Here is a 14,577-nt window from a genome sequence, read left to right as displayed (position 1 = left end):
AATAATACAACTTATAACAATCGTGTTAAGTTACTGACCATTTATAGCGACAGATAAATGGAGTGATAACAAGGCATAAATTTTGACATGTAGTTGTTCTACATGAAAATTTATAACGCAGTTAGCGCTTTATTTAGCCCGCTAGAATGGTTAAATATTTAAGTCGATTGGTATAACATAGGGGTTTAACGTTATACTAGGTATTTCTTCTTGGTTAATGAGGTATAGTCCTGAGATCTCATCATCAATCATAAAATCAACACGTTTGGCTTTTAATATATGCAATCGATGAGTAAGTAAAGAGACTCGTGCAATTAATTCTTTATAGTGAGTATCTTGACTTAACCGCTCAAACTCTGCGCCATAATACCCGCCACTATTAACTACAATGGTTTTTTATAGCCAGTAAATCCGATAAGCTATGCATTAAATAGCTGGTATTTTCATACCAAAACAATCGCATTCGTTCGCGCCTATAGGGGGTTGAAAAATAACTGTATGCGCCCTTGAGTCAGTGTAACTAGCCGCTGTAAGTAAGTCTACTCGGCCATTCTCAAGTTCCAACAAGCCCCGAGAAGATGATGGAAAACGTACAAATTCACTACAAAAACCTGCTTCAGTCAGTACTAAGCGGCTAATATCCACATCTATTCCTGCAAGTACGTGTTCGCCATCAAAACGAAAGGCGGCCAGGGTGACACAACGCCTACACGCAACGTTTTTTCCCAGCTAAATGCACCAGCGCTCAATAGTACGAGTAATAAATACATTAATTTGATAAATACAACCTGATCAGCGAGTAAAAGGTACTATTACAGTATTGAGTATCTCTATCAAAAAACAAAAAAAGCAGCTCGAAAGCTGCTTTAAAATCGGATTGTCACTTTAACTTATAACCTAAGAGTAGGCTTAGGCTACACATTAAATTAAAGTGCTTTCCATACATCCGCTACGCCTGGCTCATTTCCTTGAGTCCACCACTTAGCTTGGTATTTAGCACCTTGATGCGTTACTTCATCACCGCTATTGTAAACAGCTGCTGATTGCCATACCGCACTTCCTGTTTCATCTGTAGGTTGAGTAGTTGCTTCCCATACACCACCTAAATCAGGACGGTTACCCTGTGTCCACCACTTAGCTTTGTAAGTTACGCCATTGTAAACAACCGTATCGCCACCAACATATACTTTACTTGCATCCCATGTACCTGTAGGAGGCGTTGTAGTATCTGTGTTAGTTACTGTAACTGTAAAGCTTTGTGTCGTCGTAAGTTGACCATCACTTACCGCAACAGAGACTGTAAGATTAGTATCGGCATCTACCGTGCCGCCAGTTAGGGTCACATTAGCACCGCTGCCAGTTAATGTAAGGCCTGCCGGTACACTCCATGAGTAAGTTAATGCATCATTTTGCGCATCTGCGGCAACAACCGCAACGCTCGCTGATGTACTTTCTTCTAAGGTGATATCTGCAATTGCATCAACAACAGGAGCTGTGTTGTCCTCTCCAGATGTAGCAGCAATCACATTTACTACTACGTTTTTGCTTACCGTCGCTTTGCCATCGCTAACACTAACTGTTGCCGTAAATTGGGTGTCTTGCGTTACAGCTGGCGCTGTAATTGACAAGGTGTTTGTTGCTTCGCCTGATACGGTTAGCTCTGCTGATGCAGCCCACGAGAATGTAAGTGCGTCATTATCTGCATCTGTAGCAGATGCACTTACTGATGCAGACTCACCTGCATTAATGGTTACTGAGTTTTGTACGCTCAGTACTGGTTTTTGATTTATTGGTTGAACAACACCACCTAAACCATCGTGCATTGCATTTAAAATATCACCGTTGTCAGCATCAATTTCCCAAGCAAATAAACCACCTAGATTATACTGATTAACATATGCACCTTTAGCAAGTACAGAGTCACGGTTATCGTAAGTGATTAATTTACCAGTCGAACGATTCCATACATATGCAGCTTGTGCTTGATGATCATAGCCAACCTCAAAGCCATTAATACCAGTGCCAGATGCACCAATCATGTGGGCTTTAATACCTTTATAATCAATTACACCATCTTCCCACACACCTTGTGCTGTAGTGCCCGTTAATTTGCCATTGCCTGGCGCCGTCATTGGGTTACCATCAATTGTCGCGTTTTGCGGGTATACACCTTCCCAACCACGGCCATACATAGCAGCACCAACAACTATTTTCTTCGATGGTACGTTTTGCGCTAATAACAGCTGAACTGCATTGTCGGTTGTGTATGCTGGCCCTTTGCGTGGCTCGCCATTTTCATCAAGGCCGGTACCATTACATTGGCCTGCGCTCATGTGTTCACCACAATAAAGTGCTGTTTGATGGCCAGTAACATTGCTCCATGCACCGTAGAAGTCATACGTCATAGCAAAAATGTAATCCATATACTGACTAGCAGCTTGGTAGTCTACATCTTCAATTTTATCGTAACCGGCACCAATTGCTGATGTTAGCTCATAAGTACGCCCTGTTTCAGCTTCGAGTTTATCTAGCATGGCGCGTAGCTCTTGCATTAATGCAACATATGCAGGACCATCATTTACCGGATCGCCAATGTTTGGGTTCGGGCCGTCACCACCAGGGAATTCCCAGTCGATATCAACACCATCGTAGAACTTCCAGGTTCTTAAAAATTCTTCCATTGAGGCTACAAACGTGTCGCGGTTAGCTTTATTAGTAAAGCCGCCAAATGGGTCTGATAATGTCCAACCACCCACTGATGGTAAAATTTTCAGATCAGGATAACGTTGTTTAAGTGCCATTAACTGTGAATAAGTACCACGAATTGGATCTTTAGCATCAACACCTGGTAGCGCTTTTTGTACTGCAGCCCACGGATCATGAATAACCACTTCATAATCAGCAGAGCCCGCACATGCAGTTTCAAGTGCACGTTTAGGCCCCCCCGTCAGTGATGCATTTTCACCACAAATTGGAATAAAACCATACAAAATATGACTTAAGTTTTGTGCTGGCACATTGGTTACATCGTAATCACGGCCATAAATGCCCCACTCAACAAAATACGCACCCGTTACTAAGCCCTGTTTGATACCAATATCACGGTTGTTAGGATCAACATCCATAGGCAATGGTGCTAAATGACCACCGTCAGTATCGGCAATTACAATTGGCTTACCAGCACTGCGCGCACAAGTAGTACCGCCTTCACACAACTCAACATACAATGTATGACGACCCGCTTTATCATACGGGAATGAGATGGTTCCAGTCTTAGTACCCGCTGCAAGTGGCCCTTCATTGACCAGCATGTCATCGAAGTAAACTTTATAGCTGTCACCGCCATCACCACTCCATGCACTCCATTCAATGTTGATATTTACTTGCTCAACACGTGTTACAAGTTGCTTATATGAGCCATTACCTTCAAGGTCCACTTCAACAAACGAATATTGCTGTGGCTCCCAGTTGATGCTTGGTGTAGATGGCGCAGCAGACACTGTGCCTGCAAATAAAGCAACACCAATGGCTGCGGTTAACTGTTTGATATTCATATTTCTCTCTTATCCATTATTAATGTAATTATTTAATAAGTTTGAACTACAAAACTTAAGCTTTTATTTAAAGTTGAGTCCATACATTGGCTTGCCCAGGAGTATCCCCCTGAGTCCACCATTTAGCGCTATAGCGCTGTCCTTGATAGATTACTTCGGCACCAGCTTGATACGCTTTGCCTGCATTCCAGTCACTGTTTACATCAGAGGTCGATGTCCCTTGCCACGCACTTGAGTTATCAGGTTGTTCACCTTGATTCCACCATTTAGCGGTATAAACAACACCTTGGAAACTTGCTTGATCACCCGTTTGATAAATAGCACTACTGCTCCATGGCGTCACAACAGGATCCGTGATAGCGCTGTCATTAACGGTGACAGTAAAACTTGTTTGAGTGCTCAACTGGCCATCAGAAACCGACACAGAAACACTGTAATTTGTGTTTAGAGAAACTTCTGGCGCTGTGATCACAATGTTTGCATCGCCACCGGTGAAGCTAAGTGGCGCTGGCACTGACCAGTTGTAAGTCAATTGTGTTTGCTCATCATCAAATGCATGAAGGTGTAACGTAGTACTGGTATTTTCATCCAGCACTACATCATCTGGTGTATGAACAATTGGAGCCGTATTACTAGGTGCACTTTGCACACTTAATGTATAGGTGTAGTTCGCATTGCTGCTATAAACGTGATTGGTGAGTACATCACTGTTATTAAATACCACTTCACCAGCTTGATTTTGCACACCAATTTGTACTAAATGGGCATAGTCTAAGTTCAGCTGTGCTGCCAATGCTTGTTGCCAGTCGGCTTGGTTTTCAGCGGTTATTTTTAACTGCTGATTAATCACTTCTTGGCCATTTTCGTCAAACAAACGAGCCCATACGGTCTCACCTGCAATCGCATCTTGTCCTTGACGAACAAAATAACCGACACTCGTCCAAACACTCGGATCAGTTGGGCCAGCATCAGTCACAATGGTAATATCGCTACAGTTATAAAAACCTTCGCCTACAACATCGTTACGTTGCCAGCGGCTATATAAAATAGCATCGCCGCTACGCCCTTGCGGGATAGCAACGCTCATTTCGTAATAACGTTTACCATCGGTATCTTTGATCACTTCAATATTGTCATGATCTTGCACCAATTCTAGATCAGCCCATGTCAAAACATCGGTCGCAGTATTAAAACCAGGCTTAGTTAAATAAAACTTCCAAAAGCTTGGGTTATGCGGCGTTGCTGCAAGGTAACGAATTTGAATATCACCATTAGCATTAGGCACTACATCACTGCGCTGCCAATGTGGCGAAGGTAAATCCATACCGCGTTTAGCATTGTCGCCACCGGCGCACAAAGAGCCATTTGGTACGCTCGTTTCTACCGCAGCTTGATTTAAGTAATCCGGTGTATTTACAGAAAACTCAATATCTTGCACAAACTGCACCGTGCCAGATTCTAAAAATGCAGCACGACAAGCAAGGTTTGGAATATTAGTGCCATCTTCGGGCCACCAATAACCGCCATCGGTTTGGCAAATAGCTTGGCGTGCTTTAGGGCTGTCCATATAGCCGTGTGCGCTAACATTCGTAGGCAGCAAGGTAAGTAATACGCTACTTGCTACTGCTGATAGCGATAATGTTTTCAATTTAATTGATGTCATTGTGTTGTCCTTTAAAAAGACGCAAGTTTAGGGGTAAATAATTACCCCTTATTGTTATTGTGATTTACAAGCTACAACTCTTTGTCCAATCAGCCGTTGTACCCGGCTCTGAACTTGTCCACCACTTCGCTTTATAAACAGCGTTGTTATGAACCATTAAGTCGCCACCTGTGGCATGACTTGGATTGCCAGCCCAATCTGTTTGTGGGAAGTGTGGATAAACAGCAATTGCAGTAACTGCTACGCCTTCACATGTGCCTGACGTGTCGCCACCACCAGTACCTGGATCCGTAGTATTACCACCACCAGTTGTACCCTCAGGTAATTGCGGATACTCAGATTTGAATGCGTAAACTTTGCCATCTTTTTCAATAGTGAAGTTACTTGGGCCGGTAATTGGCATGTAGTACATCACTTGTGCATTTACTGTTTTACCAGCACTGAAGTCTTTTGGCTGACCGCCCCACTCATTGTTAAGTGTGATTGAGAAGCGATGGAACTCATTCTCAAAACCACCAATGTTGTTACCTGCCGCATTCGAACCACTTACTTCCACCGCCATACCCAGTTTTTCTTGCGCATTCCAATTTGATTTAAAAATAGCCGAGGTTGATACAGGCACATCAAATGAGATTTTCGCACCGCTTAAATCAAGGCCTGAGTTATTTGTAAACGCAAAGGTTGGGCTAATTGGGTAGTTATCATCGCCAATTGGGAAGTCTTTCGCTTCAAAGGTAATATCAACCGCTTCAGCTGGAACAACAAAGTTAGGATTGCCGCCATGCACATCATACGCCACACCACTTTGGTTAAACTTGTCATAAGCAAGTGAGGTTAAAGTAGAACCCATGAAGTACTCGCCTTTAACAGAGTCATAATCAAAATCACCAGCAAGCTCCCAGAACATGATACCGCCAAGGCCATTGTTAATGACGTAATCAACTTTAGTTGCCATCGATTCTTCATCTTCAATTGATAAGAATACTTTTTTCTGTGCATTCCATAACCAAGGTGCAACGGCAACGCTGTCATAATGACGCGTATAAGTGCCTGTAAGCTGATCATCAGGATCTGTATCTGGCGTTAAACCATAAACCCCCAAATACGAACCAACAATACCGTTTTCAAGGTTCTTCACATGCCATAATGGATTAGAACCCGCAGGCATTTCTTGACCAGCATCGTTTTTATCGTGCCAAAGGTTATCAATACCGAGTGCGCCATTGCCGCATTTATTCTTCTCACCAACGCCTGTACCTTTAGCACAATCTGCTTGATTTGGTAATGCAGCTTGCCCCCACAGACCATTAGTACCGCCACTTACATCTTTAAAACCACGCGTGTAATAAGGTAAGCCGATATTGATTCGACCCGCAGACATCGCACCACGGAAGTAGCGCACAGCCCAATCAGTATTTAAATAACCAATCCCTTCAAACTCTTTAGTACCGTATACGTTCCACTGAGCAAGCTCTGAATCTAAGCCGGTATCAAATAAAGCTGCATTGTGGCCAACATGTGAGTTCCATGCACCGTGTAAGTCGTAAGACATAATGTTGACGTAATCTAGGTACTTAACTGTTTGGAATGTTTCCATACCACGGAGTAAATAACCTGATGACGGAGACGCAATCGTTAATAAATAGTGTTTACCAGCTGCTTCGCCGGCAATATCTAATTCTTCACGAAGCTTTTTCATTAATACTTGATACGATGCATTCAAGCCTGCACGACGTGCATTTGAAATAGGAAAATCATCAGGATGGCCTGAGTCATTCATTGACGACGGGTATTCATAATCAATATCAACACCGTCAAAACCATACTTTTCTATAAACTCAACCGAGCTTTTTGCAAAAGCATTAATACCGGCATGGTTAACAGAGCCATCAGCGTTAGTGGTCATGGTATAAAAACCACCGCTTTCAACACGGCCAGTTTCATCAAAATATCCGCCAGTTTCAGCCCAGCCACCAACAGATACCAATGTTTTTACATGCGGATGCTGTTTTTTATATTTATTTAATAGGTTGAAGTGACCTTTATAGGCAAACTCAGGGTCCATTTCTGCGCCAACAACACTAGGCCATTCCATATTTGTAGCAGGGTTGTTCGCCGCATTTGGATCCCCGATTGACACTTTATTATTGGCATCAACATGAGCAAACGCATAATTAATATGAGTAATTTTATCCCATGGAATATCATTCACTAAGTAACTAGGTTGACCATTTGCGCCATTTCGCCAGCTAGTGAAGTAACCAATAACACGACGCGGATGATCTGCACCCATGATCTCACGACCATCAGCATCATATACTGTACAATACGGAGTATTCACACCCGGAGTTTGATAAAGTCCTTGCGGGCGACAGTCAGTGCCAGTGATAGGACCGGTATTTTCTTCAATTACAGTCAATACCTTGGTCGTTTGCGCTGTTGCACCTTCGTTATCCGTTACCGTTAACGTAAAGGTTGCCTGACCTAAAGCAGTTGCTTGCCACGCGTAACTACTTGATGCAGAGCTCGCTTGATGCACATCAACACCATTAGCAGCAAAGCTTAGTGATGTTACTTGTCCATCGCTATCACTGCCTGACAGTGCAAATACCACTTGTGAGCCAACAATAAGCTGATCAGGTAATGTGCTAAACGAAATTGATGCCACTGGCGCTTGATTAACAGGATCAACAACATCTGACACACTGATTGTATTGAGCACTGGTGTTGATGTCGCACCTTTATCATCCGTCGCAACAGCACTGATCTGATGTGACCCCGTCACAGCCTGCCAGTTAGTGCTAAACGGCGCACTGTTATCAATCGCAATAGAAGTACCGTCAACAAAAAACTCAACGGCTGCAACAGTACCATCGGCATCCGTTGCTTGCGCAGATATGACAACGCTGTCTTTATCGTTAAATAAAGAATTATTCGCTGGTGTCAACACAGTAACAACTGGTACTTGGTTTTCTGTGACAGCGCTGTCACAAACACCCAAAAGTTTCCACTCTTGGTATTGACCAGCATTGTCCACCGGATTTGATTGTGTCCACCACTTAGCCTCATACGCACTATTTTGTGCTTGTACTTGGCTACCACCTGTATGGGTTTGACCCGCCTGCCACTGCGTTAATACACTGCAATCTACAGCCGCATGCGCACTTAGGCCTACAAAACTAAGTGACAGAGCACTTAGTTTAAACGCATTTTTTATTATCATTTGTGAGCTCATCAGCTCCTCCGCCCAGGGTTAAAATATAACATTAATTTTACAATTCGTTTTTAAAACTACCATAGTTTCCATACACGTCAACTTAATTTAAACACTGACAGTATAAAAAACAGGTATTTCACTAATAAAAAACAACTAAAAACAAACAATTTAGTAGCTATTTATTATTAACAAAAATCACTTCCGTGTAAAGAATGGGTAATTTCGCATATAAAACATGAACGCAAGGTTAATTTATAGTTACAGCAATAAGGATGAGTATTTTAGCGCTACGCAGCCCTTTTACGGGAACGTAAAGTGCAGTGAAAATGAATGGAAATAAAAAATTTGTGGGCTATATAACTACAAAACCCCGCATAGAAAAAAATTATCTAAGCGAGGTTTTGTTAAAATTGACGAGCTTGCTATTTTTGTAAAAAACTCAAAAGCCCTATTTGATCACAGCTTGATTAAGCAGCAATTAAATAGGACTCTTGTCCTGAATGTTTTTGGTTACGCTTGTATGCGCCTTTCCCTTTTTTCGCCTTAACAACTTGTGGTTTAAAAATTTTAGATGTTACTAATGCAGCTAATGCATTATCACGGATCACCCCGCGACCCGTATCGATCGTAGTATGGTGAGACTGTTTGCCTCGGTGTTGTTTTTTCATAATGTTTCCTATTTAATAAAAAATTAATCAGCAAGTACGTTCATCGTACTTGCTGCGGATTGTAGGAGTTGTAGGCTAATTTGCAAGCTGTTTTTTATCGATTTAAGCGATTATTTTTAAACTCAAATCAATTTAAAATCGCCTTGCATTACGGCAAAGTGACCAGGGAAAGAGCAGAAAAATTTATAAGCTTTATCGGCACTTAATTGCGCGGTTGAAAATTCAATTGTGGTTGAGCCACCGCCCCCAACAACTTCAGTTGCAGCAAGTACTCTAGGATCGCCAGTTGGCACATAGCGATTTTCTACACCTGCTTGCATACCTGCAATTGCGATGTCTTTAACATCAGCGCTGGCTGTTAATACCCAGTTATGGCCCATTACATTAATTGGTAAGTTACCTGAATGAGTAAGGGTCAATTTAACGCTCTTGCAACTTTTATCAACTTCAAGAGACTGAGTTGAAAACTGCATTGCATCATTTGCAGAGATACTAAGCTCGCAATTGCTTGCGTTTGCAACAACAGAAAAAGCCAAAGAGCTAAGTAATAATAAAGATCTAAACATGAGAAAACCTTAAATGAGAATAATTAGCAATAGATTATATTGATATTAATTCTCATTCAAGGTTTATCGTACCGATTTAAAGCGAAAACTCAGTTTGGCATAATAAGTCATGCCATCAAAACCATAAGGCAGTGCCCTAACAGGGTATTTAATGTTTCAGACTAAATAGTATAAGAAATCAGCCCTCTTCTTCCCAAAGCGCTAACTTTTCATCTTCAAGCATCAATGCCATAGATGCAATACTCGTTAAGCTTTCATCCAATCCTTTATAAAGCAGAGGAAAGCCATCACTCAGTTGCGCTGGATCTGGGTGTTCTTTAATCGTATCAGGCCACATTGCAATGCTTGCCAATAAGTTTAAGGTGGCTTCAAAATTATCAATAAACAGCTGCCCATCCGCTTGATTTGCAACTTGCTGTTTATCTGCGGTTAATAAAAAGCCAAAATCACTTTGCCACACCTCTTGGTTAACCATATAGGCTGCTAAATACCCAACACACCATTGCTGCAACTGCTCACTCGGGGCTTTAGCATCATCGCCATGAGGATAAATCACGCTTAATAAATGCTGCTGCGCCACTTGTGCCTCGGTCACATTATCCAATAACGTGATCATCGCCTCATGTTCAGCTGAGCCTGTCATTAAGTGGGTATAAATAGGATCATTTTTATCAGCAATGTAATTTGCTATTTCTGACTCGCCATAAAACTCTGAGCACGCCAATAAACCACTAATAAAGCCAATTACACTGTCAGTGCTCACCACTTTTAATTCAGGGTGCTGACTTAAATAGTCACTCAAAACTAATATACTTTTTTCATTAAGCATTATTCACCCTCAGGTCGTTATTCAATTTGTTTATACACTAACCAACTATTGGTTTTTTTAAAAGCAAATTATTCGAGTCTTAGAATTGGGAAATGACACGCAATCTGTGTGCCTCGTCCTTGTTGGCTATCAATTTCAATCACCCCTTGATGATCATGAACCATGGCATACACTAAGGTCATGCCCATTCCTGTGCCCGTGCCAACTGGCTTTGTCGTAAAGAATGGATCAAAAATATGTGCTTTTACATGCTCACTCATGCCGCAACCATTATCCCCTACGGTAATACATATTTGTTGATTGATAAATGCCACTGTAACCATTATTTTTGATTGAATATCAATAAGGTCATCACATGCATGTTTGGCATTAATTAATAAATTGACCATCACTTGATTAATCGCGGCTAAGTTACACCACGTCATTGGTAATGGTTGATAGTCACAGTTAACCTCACAGTTACCTAATTGATTTGACAATAATTTCACTGCGTTTTTTACCGCATCTGTCATATCTGCTAGTTGCTTTTCATTATCTTTGGGTCGAGCAAAATCCAGCAAATTACGCACCGTTTGATTTATTCGCCTCAGCCCTTGACTGCTATCGGCTAATAATTCTTGAATATCATCACGCAAACCATGTAATGACTGCGATTCACTCAACACGTTTAACTGGGTCATTAACTCACGCTCACTTAAAGCGCCTTCTAAAAACAATTGATTAATTTCAAGTAAACGGTAAACCGTGCAATTACTGCTATGCAAACTTTCAATGTTGCTCATCGCATAAGCGAGTGGGTTATTGATCTCATGAGCAACTCCTGCACACAACGTGCCTAAAGTCGCCATTTTTTCAGCTTGCACAAACAATCCATGTTGATGCTCTAACGCCGCAACTTTTTTTTGCAGCTCTTGATTTAACGCAACCAGCACTCGGCTTTTATCTGCAAGTAATTGCTCCGCCTGCTGCCGAGCCGCCTGCTCGCGTAAAAACGCCTCTCGGTAATTACTCGGTGGTGGTGTCATAATGAATTGCTCCATCCCTCGCGCAGATAATTCGCACGTAACAGCATACTTATTTGGTGTGAGTAACATTACTCACTAATGCACTAAAACTAGCATAGTTTCTCCTTATTCGCTTTAATTCGAAAAACGCGCAGCAACAGGCTATGGTTAATAATAACCTTTAACTTTGCGAGGCTGCTGTGGAGCTAACAACGAATCAATCACAAACAAAACAAATATTATGTGTTGATGATGATGAAATTGTCCTGCGCTCGTTATCGCGGTTATTAAAAAATCACCAGATCAACGCCTTAACATGCAGTTGCCCTATAGAAGCATTAGCACTTGTAAAACAACATCAGTTTGAAGTGATCATTTGCGATATGCGAATGCCAAAAATTAATGGGGCGCAATTCTTCCAGCAAGCCAAGCAGCTTGCCCCTGACACACAACGCATTTTATTAACCGGCTTTGCAGATATAGACACCACACTTGCCGCCGTAAACGATGGGCAAATTCATGGTTATATGCAAAAGCCGTGGCAAAATGACTTATTACTCAGCTGTATTATCGATAGTATGGAGAAGTACCAATTAAAAAAACAAAATCACGCATTGCAACAGCAAATCAATACTCAGAATATCGCTTTAAAAGAACTCAATAACTCACTAGAGCAACGCGTCGAAAAACGCACTAAGCAGATCAAACAAGTGCTGAAACAGCTCGAAATCGCTAACGCCAGCGAAAAGAATGAGCACCGCTCTACGGTTGAATTACTGTATAACTTTATAAATGCCAACCCTTATTTAGACGGCACCAAAGCAGAGAATATAGCGAATACTTGCACGCAAATAGCAAAACAACTGCAGCTTCCCGAGAAAAATATCGAAATGGCCGCTATGGCAGGTTATTTAGCGCAAATTGGCTTACTAGCGATGGATCCGCAACTATATGAACATCCTTTACATGAACTGAGCGAACAACAACGCAAGCGCTATTACACTCACCCTAGTACAGCGCAATTGATGTTAATGCCCGCGACTCATTTACACGATGTATCCGATGCCATTTATCATCAATACGAACATTATAATGGCAATGGCCTGCCAAAAGGACTGAAAGGTAATGAGATCCCACTAAGTGCTATGATCCTTGCTTTAGCACGTGATTATTGGGATGCGTATGAACAATGCCAACAAACAGAGGCTAAAAAGCACCAACATGCTTTAGAAACGGTCACGCAATTTAGTGGAGCCTACTACCACCCCAAATTAGTACGCGCTTTAACCGAATGTAGCGTCAAGTGTATAAAGCAACAATCAAAAGTCGGCTCCATGCAAATCATCTCAGCACAACAGCTCGCTGTAAATATGGAGTTAGGCCATGCTTTACATAGCCATAGCGGTATTATGTTACTACCAAAAGGCCATATTTTTAGTGCCAAGTCGATCGAAAAACTGCAACAGCTGGAAGCTAAAAAACCTTCCCCATTTAGGATCATGATCAAATCATAACGATTTAGTGATCCTATTTAATCTCGCATTCGTTACAATAGCGTTATTAAATTTATTCGTTCTTTGCTTTAAGGAGCAATCTGTGTCGCGATTTTCAGCCGTTACCGATAACCCTCATGATCAGCGTTTTCATCAAAAAACAGGCATTTTACTGACCAACTTAGGGAGCCCAGATGCACCCACAGCAAAAGCGTTACGTCGTTACTTAAAAGAATTTTTATCCGATCCACGCATTGTCGAGATCCCCCGCTTAGTCTGGATGATTATCCTGCACGGTATTATTTTGCGCGTACGTCCTAAGCGCTCAGCCAAATTATATGAAAGTATCTGGACTGAAAATGGCTCACCTTTAACTCATATTACGCGCCTACAACGTGACAAACTCGGTGCTCACCTAAAAAGCCAAGGCTATGAAAATACTGAAGTCGTAATGGCGATGCGCTATGGTAATCCATCGATTAAAGCAGGTTTAGAAGAACTACGCGAAAGAGGCTTCACGCGGATTGTTGTACTGCCTTTATATCCGCAATACTCAAGCCCTACAACTGGCTCAACTTTCGATGCGGTATCAAAAGTGCTACGGACGTGGCGCTGGGTGCCTGAGCTACATTTTATAAATGGCTATCATAAAAATACGGCTTATATAGAGTCGCTAGCTAACAGCATAAGTGAAGACTTACAAACCAACGGCACCCCACAAAAAATCGTGTTCTCGTATCATGGCATGCCTAAATTGTTTTTAGAGCGCGGCGATCCATACTATTGCTTATGCCTGCAAACCACTCGTTTAGTAATTGAAAAACTCGGACTCGATAAAGACTTGGTCGTGAGCACTTTCCAAAGCCGTTTTGGCAAAGCCGAATGGCTCAAACCGTATACTGATGCCACGTTAGAAAGTTTTCCTGCTCAAGGTATTAAAGATGTGGCTATCATCAGCCCAGCTTTTAGCGCTGACTGCCTTGAAACACTTGAAGAGCTAGAAACAGAAAACCGTGAAATATTTGAACATGCTGGCGGCGAAAAATACCGTTATATTGCAGCACTAAATGATCGGGACGATCATATTAACGCACTAGTTGATGTGCTAAAACCGATGCTATAACACCCTGAGTAGGCATTAGCTAATGCCTACTCAAAATTTAACACTGCCTCGTAATGCCTTGGTATTACCATGCTTGGTTTTTTTATCCATGCGTTTACGCTGTGAACTTCGGCTGGGCTTGGTGGCACGACGTGCCCTTTGTACTTTAGTAGCCGAGACAATCAACTCTTTTAAGCGTGCAAGTGCATCTTCTCTGTTTAACTCTTGAGTACGGTGACTTTGCGCTTTAAGCACAATCACCCCCTCTTTTGTAATACGGCTATCATTAAGCGCCAGTAAGCGTTCCTTATAAAACTCAGGAAGTTTTGAGCGGTTAATATCAAATCGCAAGTGGATCGCACTGGCTACTTTATTAACGTTTTGCCCACCAGCCCCTTGCGCACGAATAGCACTGAGCTCCACTTCCCACTCATCAATTGTTACAGCGTTTGAAATAATTAACATTAGATTCAGTTACATT

General features: G+C 41.9%; 11 protein-coding genes. 2 read left to right on the top strand and 9 right to left on the bottom strand.

Features of this window, described 5'->3' with window-relative positions:
• Positions 1-426: 426 nt before the first annotated feature.
• The 8 genes from CWB85_RS09910 to CWB85_RS09875 form a co-directional block, all read right to left on the bottom strand.
• Positions 427-693 carry a transporter substrate-binding domain-containing protein gene (locus tag CWB85_RS09910; protein ID WP_283235130.1) on the bottom strand — a complete coding sequence of 89 codons (267 nt, stop codon included), beginning with the start codon at positions 691-693 and terminating at the stop codon, positions 427-429.
• Between the two features lie 233 nt (positions 694-926).
• Complete coding sequence (locus CWB85_RS09905; protein ID WP_138554772.1) at positions 927-3,554, bottom strand: glycosyl hydrolase family 18 protein; 2,628 nt, start codon at positions 3,552-3,554, stop codon at positions 927-929.
• 67 nt (positions 3,555-3,621) lie between these two features.
• Positions 3,622-5,217: a lytic polysaccharide monooxygenase gene (locus tag CWB85_RS09900; protein WP_138554771.1), complete on the bottom strand. Its 1,596-nt coding sequence runs from the start codon at positions 5,215-5,217 to the stop codon at positions 3,622-3,624.
• A 64-nt stretch (positions 5,218-5,281) separates the two neighbouring features.
• A complete protein-coding gene (locus tag CWB85_RS09895; RefSeq protein ID WP_138554770.1) occupies positions 5,282-8,452 on the bottom strand; it encodes a glycosyl hydrolase family 18 protein in 3,171 nt (1,056 codons plus the stop codon).
• Between the two features lie 449 nt (positions 8,453-8,901).
• Complete coding sequence (gene arfA, locus CWB85_RS09890) at positions 8,902-9,102, bottom strand: alternative ribosome rescue factor ArfA (RefSeq protein WP_138554769.1); 201 nt, start codon at positions 9,100-9,102, stop codon at positions 8,902-8,904.
• A gap of 122 nt (positions 9,103-9,224) precedes the next feature.
• On the bottom strand, positions 9,225-9,668 hold the full coding sequence (gene azu / locus CWB85_RS09885) for an azurin (RefSeq protein WP_138554768.1): 444 nt from the start codon (positions 9,666-9,668) through the stop codon (positions 9,225-9,227).
• 178 nt (positions 9,669-9,846) lie between these two features.
• Positions 9,847-10,497, bottom strand: coding sequence for a UPF0149 family protein (locus CWB85_RS09880; protein ID WP_016706405.1), 651 nt, complete (start codon positions 10,495-10,497; stop codon positions 9,847-9,849).
• Between the two features lie 68 nt (positions 10,498-10,565).
• Positions 10,566-11,522 carry a sensor histidine kinase gene (locus CWB85_RS09875; protein WP_029215949.1) on the bottom strand — a complete coding sequence of 319 codons (957 nt, stop codon included), beginning with the start codon at positions 11,520-11,522 and terminating at the stop codon, positions 10,566-10,568.
• A gap of 179 nt (positions 11,523-11,701) precedes the next feature.
• On the opposite strand from CWB85_RS09875, the gene nosR reads away from it, so the two are divergent.
• Both nosR and hemH read left to right on the top strand, forming a co-directional pair.
• On the top strand, positions 11,702-13,015 hold the full coding sequence (gene nosR, locus CWB85_RS09870; RefSeq protein WP_016706407.1) for a response regulator c-di-GMP phosphodiesterase, NosR family: 1,314 nt from the start codon (positions 11,702-11,704) through the stop codon (positions 13,013-13,015).
• A gap of 82 nt (positions 13,016-13,097) precedes the next feature.
• Entirely contained in the window at positions 13,098-14,117 is a 1,020-nt protein-coding gene (gene hemH / locus CWB85_RS09865) for a ferrochelatase (protein WP_016706408.1), read from the top strand.
• Between the two features lie 30 nt (positions 14,118-14,147).
• Here the strand turns inward: hemH and arfB are convergent, their stop codons facing one another.
• Complete coding sequence (gene arfB, locus CWB85_RS09860; RefSeq protein ID WP_016706409.1) at positions 14,148-14,561, bottom strand: alternative ribosome rescue aminoacyl-tRNA hydrolase ArfB; 414 nt, start codon at positions 14,559-14,561, stop codon at positions 14,148-14,150.
• Between the last annotated feature and the right edge of the window lie 16 nt (positions 14,562-14,577).

It is taken from the genome of Pseudoalteromonas sp. S1727, from assembly GCF_005886375.1.
Taxonomy (GTDB): Bacteria; Pseudomonadota; Gammaproteobacteria; order Enterobacterales; family Alteromonadaceae; genus Pseudoalteromonas; species Pseudoalteromonas haloplanktis.
This window is presented reverse-complemented; position numbering and strand designations above follow the sequence as displayed.